This window comes from Larkinella terrae (assembly GCF_009668025.1).
GTDB classification, from domain to species: domain Bacteria; phylum Bacteroidota; class Bacteroidia; order Cytophagales; family Spirosomataceae; genus Larkinella; species Larkinella terrae.
In genome coordinates, this window is sequence record NZ_WJXZ01000001.1 from 277,107 (window position 1) to 291,214 (window position 14,108).

Annotated in this window: 12 protein-coding genes and 1 tRNA gene; 4 read left to right on the forward strand and 9 right to left on the reverse strand. The window is 50.3% G+C overall.

What is annotated here, in order from left to right; genetic code table 11:
* Window positions 1-52: 52 nt before the first annotated feature.
* The 5 genes from GJJ30_RS01150 to GJJ30_RS32005 form a co-directional block, all read right to left on the reverse strand.
* Window positions 53-538 carry an MmcB family DNA repair protein gene (locus GJJ30_RS01150; protein ID WP_154172298.1) on the reverse strand — a complete coding sequence of 162 codons (486 nt, stop codon included), beginning with the start codon at window positions 536-538 and terminating at the stop codon, window positions 53-55.
* 11 nt (window positions 539-549) lie between these two features.
* A complete protein-coding gene (locus GJJ30_RS01155) occupies window positions 550-819 on the reverse strand; it encodes a hypothetical protein (protein WP_154172300.1) in 270 nt (89 codons plus the stop codon).
* A 455-nt stretch (window positions 820-1,274) separates the two neighbouring features.
* Window positions 1,275-1,604 carry a DNA/RNA non-specific endonuclease gene (locus GJJ30_RS01160; protein ID WP_154172302.1) on the reverse strand — a complete coding sequence of 110 codons (330 nt, stop codon included), beginning with the start codon at window positions 1,602-1,604 and terminating at the stop codon, window positions 1,275-1,277.
* A 272-nt stretch (window positions 1,605-1,876) separates the two neighbouring features.
* Window positions 1,877-2,854 (reverse strand): hypothetical protein, encoded by a 978-nt coding sequence (locus GJJ30_RS01165; RefSeq protein ID WP_170299088.1) that lies wholly within the window; start codon window positions 2,852-2,854, stop codon window positions 1,877-1,879.
* A 267-nt stretch (window positions 2,855-3,121) separates the two neighbouring features.
* Complete coding sequence (locus GJJ30_RS32005) at window positions 3,122-3,304, reverse strand: hypothetical protein (RefSeq protein ID WP_170299089.1); 183 nt, start codon at window positions 3,302-3,304, stop codon at window positions 3,122-3,124.
* Window positions 3,305-3,517: 213 nt separating this feature from the next.
* Between GJJ30_RS32005 and GJJ30_RS01170 the strand changes: the two genes are divergently transcribed.
* Window positions 3,518-5,746: a tetratricopeptide repeat protein gene (locus tag GJJ30_RS01170; protein WP_154172306.1), complete on the forward strand. Its 2,229-nt coding sequence runs from the start codon at window positions 3,518-3,520 to the stop codon at window positions 5,744-5,746.
* A 181-nt stretch (window positions 5,747-5,927) separates the two neighbouring features.
* Here the strand turns inward: GJJ30_RS01170 and GJJ30_RS01175 are convergent, their stop codons facing one another.
* Window positions 5,928-6,617, reverse strand: coding sequence for a TMEM175 family protein (locus GJJ30_RS01175; protein ID WP_154172308.1), 690 nt, complete (start codon window positions 6,615-6,617; stop codon window positions 5,928-5,930).
* Between the two features lie 623 nt (window positions 6,618-7,240).
* Here GJJ30_RS01175 and GJJ30_RS01180 point away from each other — a divergent pair.
* On the forward strand, window positions 7,241-7,867 hold the full coding sequence (locus tag GJJ30_RS01180) for an SOS response-associated peptidase (RefSeq protein ID WP_154172310.1): 627 nt from the start codon (window positions 7,241-7,243) through the stop codon (window positions 7,865-7,867).
* Window positions 7,868-7,967: 100 nt separating this feature from the next.
* On the opposite strand, the gene GJJ30_RS01185 is transcribed toward GJJ30_RS01180, so the two are convergent.
* On the reverse strand, window positions 7,968-11,540 hold the full coding sequence (locus tag GJJ30_RS01185) for a putative Ig domain-containing protein (protein ID WP_170299090.1): 3,573 nt from the start codon (window positions 11,538-11,540) through the stop codon (window positions 7,968-7,970).
* Window positions 11,541-12,181: 641 nt separating this feature from the next.
* Between GJJ30_RS01185 and GJJ30_RS01190 the strand changes: the two genes are divergently transcribed.
* Together GJJ30_RS01190 and GJJ30_RS01195 are read left to right on the forward strand one after the other, a co-directional pair.
* Window positions 12,182-12,270, forward strand: a tRNA-OTHER gene (locus GJJ30_RS01190).
* Window positions 12,271-12,492: 222 nt separating this feature from the next.
* On the forward strand, window positions 12,493-13,536 hold the full coding sequence (locus GJJ30_RS01195) for a trypsin-like serine peptidase (protein WP_170299091.1): 1,044 nt from the start codon (window positions 12,493-12,495) through the stop codon (window positions 13,534-13,536).
* A 117-nt stretch (window positions 13,537-13,653) separates the two neighbouring features.
* On the opposite strand, the gene GJJ30_RS32500 is transcribed toward GJJ30_RS01195, so the two are convergent.
* Complete coding sequence (locus GJJ30_RS32500) at window positions 13,654-13,812, reverse strand: SOS response-associated peptidase family protein (RefSeq protein WP_262885356.1); 159 nt, start codon at window positions 13,810-13,812, stop codon at window positions 13,654-13,656.
* The gene (locus GJJ30_RS32255) at window positions 13,766-14,071 is read right to left on the reverse strand and encodes an SOS response-associated peptidase family protein (RefSeq protein WP_262885357.1); all 306 of its coding nucleotides are present in this window, start codon (window positions 14,069-14,071) and stop codon (window positions 13,766-13,768) included. Before GJJ30_RS32255 ends, GJJ30_RS32500 begins: the two co-directional genes overlap by 47 nt.
* Window positions 14,072-14,108: the final 37 nt, after the last annotated feature.

Here is a 14,108-nt window from a genome sequence, read left to right on the forward strand (position 1 = left end):
AAACTGCCTTCTTTATAGCGGTTTTTAATCCCATTGTATTCGGACGTTTTCGTTATTTGATAATTTCAGATAGCAGACCTTTTTCGTTGAGTCTGCGAAGTGCGGAATACATTACGCTCATTTCTGCTCGACGATCAGACTCGAAGGCGTGGTATGAGCCGTGAATCATCGTGTATTCGAGTGGATATTTAGGGTCTGGCCGCCAAAGCAATTTTGCTCTCATTCGGTCATCAACCTCCAGCAAACCCCATTTTTCCGGTAACTCTTCCAGTTTAAGTAATCCCTTTGGCGCACAATAAATGCGATATCTGCCTTTTCCCATTTCTGGGAATTGTCTGAAAAGTTTCTTTTTATCGGCCAAAAAATCAGATCGAGAAGCCTTGCATTCAATGACTACAGTATGACCGCCAGAACCAAAACCGATTACATCGCAGTACTCGCCATTTCCAGCACAGTACATTTCTTTGAAGGCCACCCCACACGATGCGTTTTGTAGCACCCATTTGTAAGCCTTTTCGACTAGTTGTTTGTGTGTCACGATTGGGACGATTATTGGCCTACAGTTAATTTGATTTCCAATCCAGTCGCCTGCTCGATGGCATCTTTGATATTATTCTGCACATCCGGCTCAATTACGATCGGCTGAACCGATTCGTCGGGAACGGTAATTGTCGCCTGGAGCTGAGGTTTGCGGAACAGGGCATCAGGTAGTTGCAATGAAACCTGAACCGATACTTCGTTGAAGTCCAGCCCTGGACGATTCTTAACCGTCCGGACGGTGCCATTTGAGTTTACAATAAGATAGAATGAAGTTTTCATGTGGAGTTTTGTTGAATGAGTATTAAACAAAAGCATGGTTAACAGGCCGTTAGCTTATTTTTCGAGTATTTTTTCGACTGATTAGGATATCAGTGCTTCCAGGAAGCAGTTATCCGTCAATGGAAAAAAAATGTATAAAATACCATCTTCAGGAGTTAGAGTGGATCGTTAAAAGGGGATTTAAACTGAGACACCATCCGACTTTACGAACTAACCCTTCAATCATTAAGGACGCGATTGTCCTCATCCGTATTTTTCGAGAATTAGATAGTCCATAAAACGAGTGATTGAGTTTAAATAAAACGGACTTCTTGGTAGTGTATTGATTATCAGAATGTTGCTTTAATTAATATAGAAACTCATTCCAACAATCAACGTGCGGAAACAAACGCAGTTTACGAGTTATAGAACCGGGGTTTGTGAAAAAAAACAATCAGACATTCTGTTAAAACTCGTTATAAACCCGAGTACAAATCCACCGCCTGCACCGTTACCTTATCCATCTGCTTCTCAATCACAGACTCAACCGCATCTGGCACTTTGGACTGCAAATCATAACCGGTTTCGCTCTCGATCTCATCGACGCTGACCCGGTAATTACTCCAGGACTGTTCACCAGCCGCGTTGGTGTTGGGTATCCAAACCGCAATCATCCGCGTCTGCGCGGTGATCCGACTCAGATCATTACTTCCTATCGGTAAGCCGACAATAACCTTCCACATAGCCGCTGGAACGGTCACTTTGCCGCCCGCGATGGTGCTGGCTGTGCCGTTGTTAACAGTCATAACACCTAGGCTATAACACAACCTTACCTACTGAAGATTAGGGCTTTTTTTCCTGGAAATCCGATCTTTAAGCTGAATTAGGGTTGATAAACTTTGATCTGATTAAACTCAAAGACTGAATTGACAAACGTATTAATGCTGACGTCATTATACATTCCCATCATAAATTGTGATGTGCCAACATAAAGGTAAATCGGTACATGAGCTGGAAATGCGAAGTTTGCTTCCATTACGACAAAAAGCCATTCCCCTTCAGTTATTGGATGGACCACTCAGGGTGACGAATCGCCATTGCCAGCACCGACCGTCGTAGCCAAAAAAACATTTGACATAGCAAATACCTTATCATCTTCCCAATTCCAAATAGCCCCTACTTCAATCGAATCACGGGCATAACTACTATAGCTGGACCATCCCCACTCGTTGTAAGCATTGATGCAATGTTCAGCGTAAAGACATTTCACATGGAATTGAAGCCTGATCTTACCCGCTTTTTGAGGGGTATAAGGAATCAAAAAACCGGTACTATGCGAGCCGAAAATAACGTCATGGTCTGACGCGTTTTTGTTTCTTACCCAGACACAGCTTCCACTTTGACCCCAATCACCATTTAGTAAACTATCATTACGTAATAATTTTCCCTCACCGGTTATAATCCATAAGCTGCCTCGATCCCACCAAGCGTATGGTGGCGATTGGGGCAAATTGACACCTCCCCCAAATGGCTGCAATGGTTTGGTTGTAATTCGGGGCTTTATCGGATTTTTGAGATTGAGGGGCGAAAAATCGGGTTCCTGACCCAGTTTTTTCAATTCTATTTCTCCCAGTTCGGCATCCGGCTTTGGAAGTAAGCTTTTTATCTCGGCTTCGGCTTGTTTGTGTAAGCGGTTGAGGCTATCTAAATTAACGTTCAACCGTTTGGCAAAAACGAGAGATTGATCCAGTCGCTGTTTTCGTTCACGCAATTGCTCGGCGGGCGTTAGGTAACGAAGTTCACTCAGCTGAGGGAGTTCATTTTGTAGACGGTATTGCTGAAGTTTTTGAATCGTTTCAGCGCCTAGAATTTCTTCTTGCAAACGAATATACTTCCGTTGTAACGTTTCGAACGATTTACGCAGCCGAGCTTGATTTCCGCGTTCTGAATCGCGTTCTGAATCTAAATAACGAACCAGTCGGTCGAGATTGGCATCAGCAGGAAGCCTTTTTTCATCAATATAATAGGACTTTTTCGCCATAGTAGTTTTTCGCATGTAATGAACTAAATATAGAGAAAAGCGATACAGACTTATCAAATGGTTTATTTTGCGGCAATACCCGGTTTAATTATTAAGTCAGAGGCATTCGCAGTCAAGCTGACTGAGAGTATGATCATCGTGTCTGACCTTATACCAGCCGGTGGGTAACTTCTGATCAGGAATGAAGAGACCCGAGTACCGTTTCCCTGATCCTTTCTAGGCAGCCGACAGATGCTACGAACACCAGTTGGCAATACCGGTGCTGCGGTTGTAGCTCAAGGTTTACTCTGGCCGCTCGATGAGGTAGTTGTTTTCCTGTGATGCACTAGCGTTGCTGGGATTGCCGAGGGCTAAATTGGCGTCACGGGTGGGTATGGAAGAGTCAGGAACCGGTTGCTCTGCTTTTTGGCAGGCAACTGGAGCAAAGAGGACAACCAATAGCAGATAAGTGACGATCCGGTTCATTGCCCATTTAAATCTGTTCTTGCAAGCGAAAAACTAAGTTACAATTTTCTGTCTGTTATGTCTTGATATTGGCTTCAATCATGTTCGTTTTCCGTAATTCGAATTAATACAATACCAACAATTGATAAAACTTAACCTCTATTGGTTTGAAAATAGGCCCCAATCTTCTATTTTTATCTGGCTACCCTCCGGTATGTGGTTGATTTCTTCTGTATGAAACCCTCCTTATTCGCTATTTTGTTTTTTTTGATGGCTGGTCCGGTTTCTTCTCAGAACGACCGGCTTAACGAACTCAATCGACAACTTATGAGGGCGGCCACGGATACTGCCAGGGTAAACCGTAGCCTTGACCTAGCCAATGAATGGTTTGCGATCAATTACGATTCCACACTCGCCCTGGCGCAACGCACCAGGGACTTCGCCCGACGAATTGCTTACCCAATCGGTGAAGCAAAAGCCTGGATGCAGGTAGGCCGGGTACAATCCTTCAAAGGAAACTACAACGAAGCCTACCAGGCTCTGCACCAGGCTGAGGTACTTTTTCTTTCGCAGAACGCTAAGTCGTCGTTTGGCCGCTTATACTTGGGCTATGGCGTGTTGTACCTTAAGCAAAACCTGTTGGACAGTGCGGCTTACTATTTTAATAAAGCCATTCCTGGTGCCCAAGGCAAAAACGATGGTGAACTGCTGACCGGCTTGTATGCAAACCTGGCTGTCATCTACCAAAGAAAGACGAATTATCCACTGGCACTGGCCAATTTTCAGAAGGGTCTTCAACTAGCTCACCGGCGCAACGATTTAAAAAACCAGGCAGGTATATCCCTCAACATTGGCACGATTCTGTTGGCCACCGGCGACTCGGTGCGGGCGGAACGCAATACGCTTAATGCGATTCGTTTTGCTAAACAGGCCGGCAACCGATATATCGAAATGCTTGCTATTGCCAACCTGGGGGAAAATTACGAGGCAAAGAAACAATACGCCCGGGCGTACCAACTTTATCTGCAAGCAGCCGAATTAGCTAGGCAACTTGGCGAAAACGGTACCTATGCCACGCATTTGATGTCAGCTGCCTGGATGTTAGCTGAACAGAAAAAATACGGCCCGGCTGAAGCACTTAACCGACGGTCAATGGCCATTGCCGATTCGCTTCAGCAGCCATTTGTTATTTATGACGTTTATACGACCATGGGGTCTATTCTCAAGGAACAGGGAAAGTATGCATTGGCACTTCCCTATTATGAGCAGGCATTCAGAAGTTTAGGAAGCGTTAAACAATACAACCAGAAGAGTGTCATTGTGTATGCCAACCTGGCGCTTTGCTACGAGAAGACGGGACAATATCTAAGAGCGCTCCGAGCTTTCCAGCGTTCGGCTACCCTCAAAGATTCTTTACGCAGCCAGGAGAATATCCGCAAAGTAACTGAGCAGAATCTGACATTCGAATTTACGAAGAAACAAGCCGTGGCCAAAGCCAGAGCGCAGGCTGCCGAGGCCAATTCGCGCATACGGCAGGGGGCATTGGGAGGGGGCCTGATTGTAGCATTGCTTCTCATGGTACTAGCCTTTTTCGGATACCGTTCCAAGCAACGAGCCAACACACTGCTTCATTTACAAAAGGAGAAAATCGAACAAACGCTTACCCAACTGAAGGCTACGCAGAATCAGCTTATTCAAGCGGAGAAAATGGCCAGTTTAGGGGAGTTGACGGCGGGTATCGCCCACGAGATTCAGAACCCATTAAACTTCGTCAACAACTTCTCCGATGTGAGTACCGAGTTGGTCGACGAACTGAAGGAAGGGCCTTTCAAACAGGTGCCCGAATCCGAACAGGAATATACTGCCGAACTTCTGTGTGACTTAACGCGGAACCTGCAAAAGATCACCCAGCACGGCCGCCGGGCCGATAGCATTGTCAAAGGCATGCTGGAGCATTCGCGCAGCAGTACGGGAGAACGAAAGACAACAGATCTCAACGCGTTGTCCGAGGAATACCTGAAACTGGCCTACCATGGCCTGAGAGCTAAAGACAAGAACTTTAACGCGGAATTGGCGACCCACTTTGATCCGCAATCAGGAGCTGTCGAAGTGGTCCCGCAGGACATTGGCCGGGTGTTATTAAACTTATACAACAACGCGTTCTACGCTGTTCAGGAGAAACGGCTGATAGCTGCAGAGGGCTATCAGCCGATGGTAACGGTCAGCACCCATTTTAACAAAGGGCAAGTGGAAATCCGCGTGAAGGACAACGGTATAGGTATGCCAGAATCAGTAAAGCAAAAGATCTTTCAACCTTTCTTCACCACTAAGCCGACGGGGCAAGGAACTGGACTGGGCTTATCACTCAGCTATGATATTGTGACCAAGGGGCATGGTGGAAGTTTAGAGGTGGAGACGCAGCCGGGCGAAGGAACAGAGATGATTGTCCGATTGCCGAGTTAACCCTTTTGCCAGGAGCCATTCTGCGAATTTGAGAAAATAGAAGGTACAAAAATCCCGCCTTGTCAATACATTTTTTCCTCAATCCGTTTGTAAAGCCCCAACGCTCAGGTATCATTGACATTTTGCCAGTGATCAAATTAAAACCGGAACAGTCCGGCTCATCAGCGATTAGGGTAATTATTTATACAGGTTGCGAAGCAATTCGGCGTTCGTAGCGCCAATGGGCAAAACGGATCATCAGTGGAATCACTACCCAGGTAAAGGAAATAGAGAACGGATAGCCAAGAAGCCCCCCAATAAATGACAAGGAAAACGCTACAGGCACACCCAGATGACCTAGGCTAATTTGGTCAATCAGATGAGGGTTCGTGGATGGATCGATCAGGCGGGCATTCCGGCTGGCATATTTCCATACCCACCATTGCATCAAACCCGTCAGGGCAATATTGGCTGAATACCACATGAGTGGGATCGACCAATACGTATATTCTGAATAGAAAGCAGTTGTGAACGGAATAAAGGCAATGCACATTAAAAAAAGCAGATTCCGCCAAAGCAGTCCCCGGTCAAAACGCCGGATGATTCCAAAGTTTCGATGATGATTGATCCAGTACTGACCAATGACCAGAAAGCTTAAGATAAACCCAAAGATCTTTGGAAAGAGTTTGACAAATTCACCCGGCCATTGCTGGTATAACTCTTCAACGGAAGCGGAGTGACTGGCCAAGTGGTGTCCCATTTCGGGCACTTTGATTTCAATTACCAGCAGGGTAATGGCGATGGCAAAGACGGCATCACTAAAAAAAACAATCCGCTCAAACTGTAATTCGTCCTGCTCCTGATGAGTCGCCTGCGGTTTTTCAGCATTCATACGGAATAGTAGCGAGATGTGTAAAGGATTAAACCCTTATCAAGGTAATAGATTGAAACTGAAATGGCAACCTTAGCAAATGCTGTTTATTCAGAGGTCTAAAATACTATTAATTCGTCCGAATATCAGAAACGAAGAACCGAATGTGGGATAGGTATTTATTCAATTCGCTTCGGCATAACCCCTAATGCTACGTATCTTCGTTTTATTGAAAGCTACTCAAAACCCTTCCTTGCCCACGACGTCGCCTGTGAGCTGGCGGTCGAAGTCACCGAAAAGGATTGCCGCATCCTGGCTTTCGTGTCCGGCATCCCAATTCACGATGAGAAACACATCCATGTTGTTGACCTGGAAGGAAAACTTCTGACGGCTGAGAGGATTGCTGAACAGGAAGCGGAAAAGCAGCAGCCGGTCGAAGCTGAATTGACGCCAGTAGTAAAACTGTTATTGAGACTGGGTTACACCAAGCAAATTTGACCAGCTCCCAGTCTATCAGCTATCAAAAATGGTCAAGGGAATGTCCGCATTCACGGCTGAGGGAGCGGTAAATAATAAACCTCCTTGGCCGGTCCCACCATTCCGGCAAATCCACTACCTTACGCGCCGATCCAACCCCTACGCCCATGTGCTACACGGTCAACGCCAAGTCTCCCGTTTCCACCCTGCAACGCAAGGCTAAGGTCCACAAAGTTCAGGGCAGCGAGGACTACACCCCGCCCGGCCGCATATCCGGCTTTGCACACCCCATTCTTCCAGTGATCACCGAGGAAGACCCCGACACGATTCAACTGCTGAAATGGGGCCTGATCCCGTCTTGGGCGAAAGAGGACAAGGCGGCTGAGCTGGCGAAGATGACGCTGAATGCCCGCGAGGATACCGTCTTTGAGAAACCCAGCTTCAAGGGCAGCATTCTGGGTAACCGCTGCATTCTGCTCATTGACGGGTTCTACGAATGGAGGCATGAGGGCAGCAAAAAGATTCCGCATTACATCACCCTGAAGGAAGGCGAGCCGTTCGCGCTGGGCTGCATTTACGCCACCTGGAAGGGCAGGGATGCCTTTTCGATCATCACCACGGACGCTAACCCGATGATGGAGTACATTCACAACACCAAAAAGCGCATGCCGTTTGTCTTGCCTTTGGAACACGCCAGCGCGTGGCTGAAACCGGAGCTAACCAAAACGGAGATCAAAGAGCTGATGCAGCCGCTGGATGAGGACTTGATGAAGTACGAGGTGATCGAGAAATGAAAGAGCCCGCCGGGTGAGGGCGGGCTTTCGTTCGATGCAATCGTAAAGTGTGATCGGTAGATCCATTTTCAAAACGCATATCATCTCATTGCATGGCTTTCTAGTATTTGAGCACCTTCAGCGTGACGGATCGTTGACCACTGATAACCCGTAGCAAAAGCAAGCCCGCCGGTTGCTGACCGACCGGTAACGAATGCTGTTCAACGGCGTTGGCAGTTTCAATTTGTCGCTGGTTAACCAACCGCCCACTTGCATCGGTGAGTTGCAGCCGGAGCGCCTGGCCTTCCACTCCCCGAACCTCTACCAGCACCTGATGAGAAACGGGGTTCCCCAACACCGTTACCTGAAGCCCCGCGCTGCTTTCGGCTGATAACCGGGCCGGGGCGCATTGGTAGGCTTTGGCTCCGCCTTTCAACTCGTAAGTGCTCCCCAACACCCGGGCTCGGACCAACGTCCCGTTGGTCACCCCAGCCGGTGGGCTGAAGTTGTAGGCATGAACTCCATTCCCTTTGCCAGCATCCTTCAGGTCTTGCCGGAAAATGTTGGCGACCGTACTGCCCAACACGTCACCCGTTCCGTCCCGGTAGAACTCCACCGTTAGCGGGGTGTTGGGCTTCTTGCGGTCCCACACCCAGCCGCGAATACCGCTACAATCCAGTTTGTCCAGATAGCCTTCAAAGTCACCGGTCACGGTTGTGGTCTGGGCCGGGTTTATCGTGAGCGGGAAGCTGACGCTGTTGGTCAACAGACCGGTGTCGGTGGCTGAATACGCCAACACAAATGTACCGGCTTCAATGGGTGTCCCCGAGATGACCCGCGTGCTGGCATCGATTGACAAACCACCCGGCAATCCCGTGAGCTGATAGTTCAGGGGCTGGCCTTCCGGGTCGGTGAAAGGAACGAGTGTTCCTGAGAAAGGCACGCCGACCTGACCCGCTAGCGGAGCGACCAGGACGGTGGGTGAAGGCGGCTGGGGCGGTTTATTGCCACCCGGCACGGCAACGCCTTCGCAGATCAGGGCTTTGGGGGAATCTTTCAGGATAAAGCTGCTACCGGCGACGCGGGCCGAGAGGGTATGAGATAAACCGTCTTTGATTGATTCGGGAATCGTAAAGCGAAAACCGTGTTTGCCGTTGCCTTTTCCCGCATCGAGTAAATCCTGGCGGAAGTCTCCGGCCAGCAGCGTCCCGATCACCGTGGAACCATCCAGGATTTCAACGGAGACGGCGGTATTTCCCTTGCTTCGATCCCAGGCCCAGCCCCGGAAGCTGCCGCAGTCAGCCCCGTTGACAAAGCCGTCGAAAGAACCGGCGACGGTTGGTGCCGTCACCGTGATGGTGGCCGAACCGGGTACGCTGGGGCAGGTACTGACGCAACTCGCCGAATAGACGATCGTCCCCGTAGCCGAAGTCGGTACGGAAATCGTGGTTCCTGTTCCGCTGGTCGCGTTGGAGCCTGACCAATTGAGCGCCCCCGGACAACCGCTGATGGTCAGCGATACATTGGGCGTATTCTGGATCACGCTGGTGCTGGAAGGCGTCAGGGTAGGCACGGGCGGTACTTCCGGACGGGTGACCGTGGCCGACCCGCTAACGGTTCCGCCGTTGGGCGCTTCAGAACTGGCGACTGCCAGCAGGTTGAAGGTAGTGGTGGCAGCCGGATTAACCGTAAAGGTGTAGGGAGAACTGGTGATTCCGCTGACAACGACCGACGTAGTTCCATCGGTGTACGTGAGCGACCAAGGAACTGTACCGGTCAGGGCGACGCTGAGCGTGGCGGGTTGCCCGGGACACAGGGTCGTACTGCCCGAAAGACTGGCGGAAGCCGGATTGGTGACCACCAACGTCACGCTGGCACTGCCTGAACAGCCCGAAGAGGTTCCCGTCACGGAATAGGGCCCGGCGACACTGACGGAAATAACCGGGCTGGTTTCTCCGGTCGACCATCGGTATGAATCAGCTCCGGAAGCCGTCAGGTTGGCGCTCTGGCCCTGAACAATGGTGGTGGAGAGGCTGGGTGAAATGCGGACCGTGGGAGGTGTGTTCACGGTTACCGAAGTGGTGGCCGTGGCCGAGCAACTGCCCGTGGTTACGGTCACCGAAAAGGGTCCGCTGGTGGAAACCGGCAGGGTGGCCGTGGTAGCGCCCGTGTTCCACCGGTAGGTGCTGGCAACGGAAGCCGGGCTGCCATTGGCGGTGAGGACGGTGCTGGTGCCAGCACAAAGGGTCGGTGCCGACGGGGTAATGCTGGCCGTTACGGCAGGGTCCACGGTGATGGTGAAACTTTGGGAAGGACCCTCACAGGAGAGTGTTCCAAAAAAATTACCACTGGCATTCGGATTGTTGCCCACCGGAATGGGGTTTGGCAAAAGCGTGTTGGTAGCCACATCGATCACGCTCACCCTGTCCTGCGTAGGTTCCATGGCATAGATTTTACTCCCATCGGGGGTAATGCCAAGTCCTGCCGGGGAAAAAGGCTCAAAGTCGATCTTGCCCGAGACGGTATTGGTCGCCACATCGATCACGGTCACCCTTTTCGGGTTAACCGAGACATAGATTCGCTGGCCATCCAGGCTCGCGCACATGGAAAACTGGAGTCCATATCCATCTGGAACCGTCTCAATGGTGGTCAAAACGGTATTGGTGGCCGTATTGATCACGGTCACTTTATCCGTTGAAATAGTCGAGGTATACAGGCGGGTGCCATCGGGGGTGATGCAGATCGCACCCGCGCCACCGTTCACCGGAATGGTGGCGATCGACGTTTGAGTTGCTACATCGATCACGGCCACACTGTAAGGATACGCCGGATTTCCCAGGTTTTGGAGGGCAAAATAAACGCGCTTGCCGTCAGGGCTCATAACGACACCACCATTTGGCTCACCCTCCACCGGGATCGTGGCCGTGACCTTATTGGTGGCCACATCAATCACGCTGACGGTGGACGTATTAAAGTTCGCGACATAGACTTGAGTGCCGTCGGGGGTCACGTTGAGCCCTGTCGGGGAGTCTACCCCCTCGATAGTCGTCAACACCGTTTGGGTGATCGCATCGATGACGGTGACATTATTCGATAAAAAATTTGCGACATAGATACGGGTGCCGTTGGGGCTCACGCTGAGGCCTGATGGGTAACTACCCACCGGGATGGTATTTGGTAAAACCGTATTGGTGGCCGTATTGATGATGCTTAGATAGCTCGGGACCCGATCGCTATAATCTGGATGGTTATTATTAATAATATAGGCCAAAGTCGGCCCCTGTCCCAGGGGAGTGACGGTAATCGTAGCCGTCTGGGTTGAACTGGTGGTGTTCAGTGCGGTAAACGAGTCGATAGTGCCGGTGCCGCTGGCGGGCAGGCCGATCGAGGGGTTGGAATTGGTCCAACGGTAAAGGGTTCCGTTTCCGGTAAAAGGAATGGGAGCGGTGGTGCGGCCCGCACACAGGGTCTGACTGGCCGGAGCCGCCATCGTGATTGAACAGGGGTTGTCCAGTTGGGGTCTCCCGGCGACTTTGCTTTCTGCAGGCGTTAATCCTGTCTTGACGGAATGAATGGGTGCGGTAAAACCATTGGCCCAAACTCCGCAATGAAGTCCGGCCAATAGTAGAAAAGTGAGTACCCAGCGGGAGGAAGCGGTTCGGCACAGGGTCAGGATACGTAGTACTTTTTTCATGCAATAATTTTTAGAATGGATGGTTGGCAGAGACTCCATTAATCGGGCTGGCATTGAGCAAGACTTTTAGTTCGGGCCAACGAACTTCGGCAGTCGGAAGCCCGCCATGAGAAGAAAGGTTTATGATTGTAAAAGAGTAGGAAAACGTTTGCTCACAAACCTAAGGGAAGGAAAACGGACTGAACATAAGGCATGTTCCAAATACCATAACGGATGTTCCATTTTGCTAAACCGGACCAAAAATCGCCGGAAAAGAGGGCGGCATCCGGGGAGAAAAGCCCTTTGGAGCCACTTGACGGGGTATTCTGAAAAACCCTTTCTAAAAAGATTTATCTAAATCGCTAACTGCGATGAACGGTACCGCTACAACGGCAAGCGATTCAAAGTCTTTCAGCCTCACCCCGACGGACATCCCTTGTTCTCCTTTCGGCATGAGTTTACTATCGAAAATGGACAGGTTATTTAGCCTGTGAAGGCAATACCCGGAAGTTAGTCGCCGACGGTAACGAAGCCTACATCATTGCCGGCACGTTCGGCGAAAGCAGTACTAGCCATAATGGAAAGGCAATACGTTGGCGGGCGTTCGAATCGTTCCAGGTGTGCCATTTTGTCGGCGTTGTTGATCCAAAAGCTGTTGATTCTGTTCTGTGGCTCAATTGGTAGAGCGTCTGAACGGTTCGCCGTCGCGGTTTGGTTCAGAAGGTTTCAGGTTCGATCCCTGACGGGACAACATACAGAGAGGTGGGTGAGTGGTTTAAACCACCCGTTTGCTAAACTGACAGGCGGCAACATCTCGCGGACGGTCGGCCGCTGCCGTTCAAATCCCGATCTCTCAAACAATTACGGTTACCGAAAGATAAAAAACTCCTAGAATTTAGCCCACATTGATGCTATCTTTTCAATGCCGACTAACGTCAGTAGAATCGTAAGTTCAATAAAAGATAAAACAAAGATGGGATCCAGACGCAGAGATCGTGATAGGAATCGGAATTGGGATCGAGAAAGGCCAGAGGCACCGCTCACCATTGATCAGGAACTTAAAATTGGCGACCAGATCGGTGAGCCGAATTGGTTTGAACTAAACCGGTTGCGCGATACCAACAAGGAGTACGCGAAGCCCGCCGGAAGTGTGGCGCTCGACGTAAAAATGCTGGAGAATAAGAGCCTGCGTTCCATTGACGACTGGTCGCCGAAGAACGCCGAGGTGATTGTCGGTGGGCCGCGTTCACTCGGGCGTCCATCTTCATATAGGCTCCGTAGATTCAATGGAACTCCAGTCGAACCGGCGGTATTCACTCAGATATACGACGGCGAGAGTCGACAGGTCTATTCGACGACGAGTGCACCTTGGGTCCGGGTCGGTCAGCTGGTAACCAGCCTCAGCGGTAGTGGTAGTGCAGCACTGGTTGGCAAGTCGACTATCCTGACTGCATCGCATGTCGTCAAGAACTCCTGGTCTCCGGGTGGCCCGGTTATGGGTAGTGTCACCTTCACGCCTGGCATGTTTGACGGCACGTCAGTGCTCGGTCCGACGTGGACAGCAAACGTTATTGGCATCGCGGCTTGGGAACAATTCGTGGGTCAGGACGGCTATGATATGGCCATCTGCCAGCTAGAACAGCCGTTCGGAAACTGGCTTGGCTATTTCGGTTGTCGTACCTACAACGACGACTGGGAGGATCTGCACGCCTGGGCGCATGCTGGCTATCCGTATGATCTGAGTGTAACTGGGAGCCGTCCTTGCTACGAGCTCGGGATTTCTGTCCATGACGACGACAGCGATAGTTACGACACATTAGAGCTTGAGACTCGTGCGGACATTGCGAGCGGTCAATCCGGCGGTCCGCTGTGGGGGCGTTGGGAGAACGGAGGGCGACAGATCATCGGTACCCTGAGTGGCCGCGAAGACAACTTCGCCGAGGAAAAAAATAGTCTCTTTGCGGGCGGTAACGGCCTAATCAATCTCGTAAAGTGGGGCCGGGACAACTGGGGCTGACATTCATTTAATGAAAACGTCTTTCGAAATGCAGAGCACTAACATGACAACGTAGCTATTTTGTCGAGTCCAGGCGATAAAATAGCTTTTACGATATTCGAACTAATCCATTGTAAGTCATTTTTCAATCACCTCTGCCTTCATCTGATTCTCATCCAGCGGGTGCATCATCCCGATAATTTCGTCTTTAGTCAGTTTGGGGTCGAGCCAGCGTCGTTCCTCCTCCCGACTAAACATCATGGGCATTCGCTTTTTGGTGTTGTGAATAAATTCCATGAGGGGATTGGCGGCCGTTGTGACAATTGAAAAGGCTTTTCGTCGGCCAGCCGGATGTAATAGGGAATCTTCTTGCCATCCGCAGGCGCCATTCATAAAAACCGTCAACCAGCAGCAGGCAGCGCATTTTGGTAATACTGTCCCGGAACGACGGCAGTTCAAAAATGGTGTATTCACGAGCATTCAATGTCGCTTTCGCAATTTCTGCCGCCTTTAGATGACACTCTCCTAGATCATTCGGCCGGTTGTTTGCTTCCATTGGCGGTCATCTTCAGCCACCTTCAGGTAGTTATCCT

Bases quoted from the DNA above. Each gene is read 5' to 3' on its own strand.
- GJJ30_RS01155 (WP_154172300.1), bottom strand. From the start codon at position 819: ATGAAAACTTCATTCTATCTTATTGTAAACTCAAATGGCACCGTCCGG.
- GJJ30_RS01160 (WP_154172302.1), bottom strand. From the start codon at position 1,604: ATGACTGTTAACAACGGCACAGCCAGCACCATCGCGGGCGGCAAAGTG.
- GJJ30_RS01165 (WP_170299088.1), bottom strand. From the start codon at position 2,854: ATGCGAAAAACTACTATGGCGAAAAAGTCCTATTATATTGATGAAAAA.
- GJJ30_RS32005 (WP_170299089.1), bottom strand. From the start codon at position 3,304: ATGAACCGGATCGTCACTTATCTGCTATTGGTTGTCCTCTTTGCTCCA.
- GJJ30_RS01170 (WP_154172306.1), top strand. From the start codon at position 3,518: ATGAAACCCTCCTTATTCGCTATTTTGTTTTTTTTGATGGCTGGTCCG.
- GJJ30_RS01175 (WP_154172308.1), bottom strand. From the start codon at position 6,617: ATGAATGCTGAAAAACCGCAGGCGACTCATCAGGAGCAGGACGAATTA.
- GJJ30_RS01180 (WP_154172310.1), top strand. From the start codon at position 7,241: ATGTGCTACACGGTCAACGCCAAGTCTCCCGTTTCCACCCTGCAACGC.
- GJJ30_RS01185 (WP_170299090.1), bottom strand. From the start codon at position 11,540: ATGAAAAAAGTACTACGTATCCTGACCCTGTGCCGAACCGCTTCCTCC.
- GJJ30_RS01195 (WP_170299091.1), top strand. From the start codon at position 12,493: ATGGGATCCAGACGCAGAGATCGTGATAGGAATCGGAATTGGGATCGA.
- GJJ30_RS32500 (WP_262885356.1), bottom strand. From the start codon at position 13,812: ATGGAATTTATTCACAACACCAAAAAGCGAATGCCCATGATGTTTAGT.
- GJJ30_RS32255 (WP_262885357.1), bottom strand. From the start codon at position 14,071: ATGGAAGCAAACAACCGGCCGAATGATCTAGGAGAGTGTCATCTAAAG.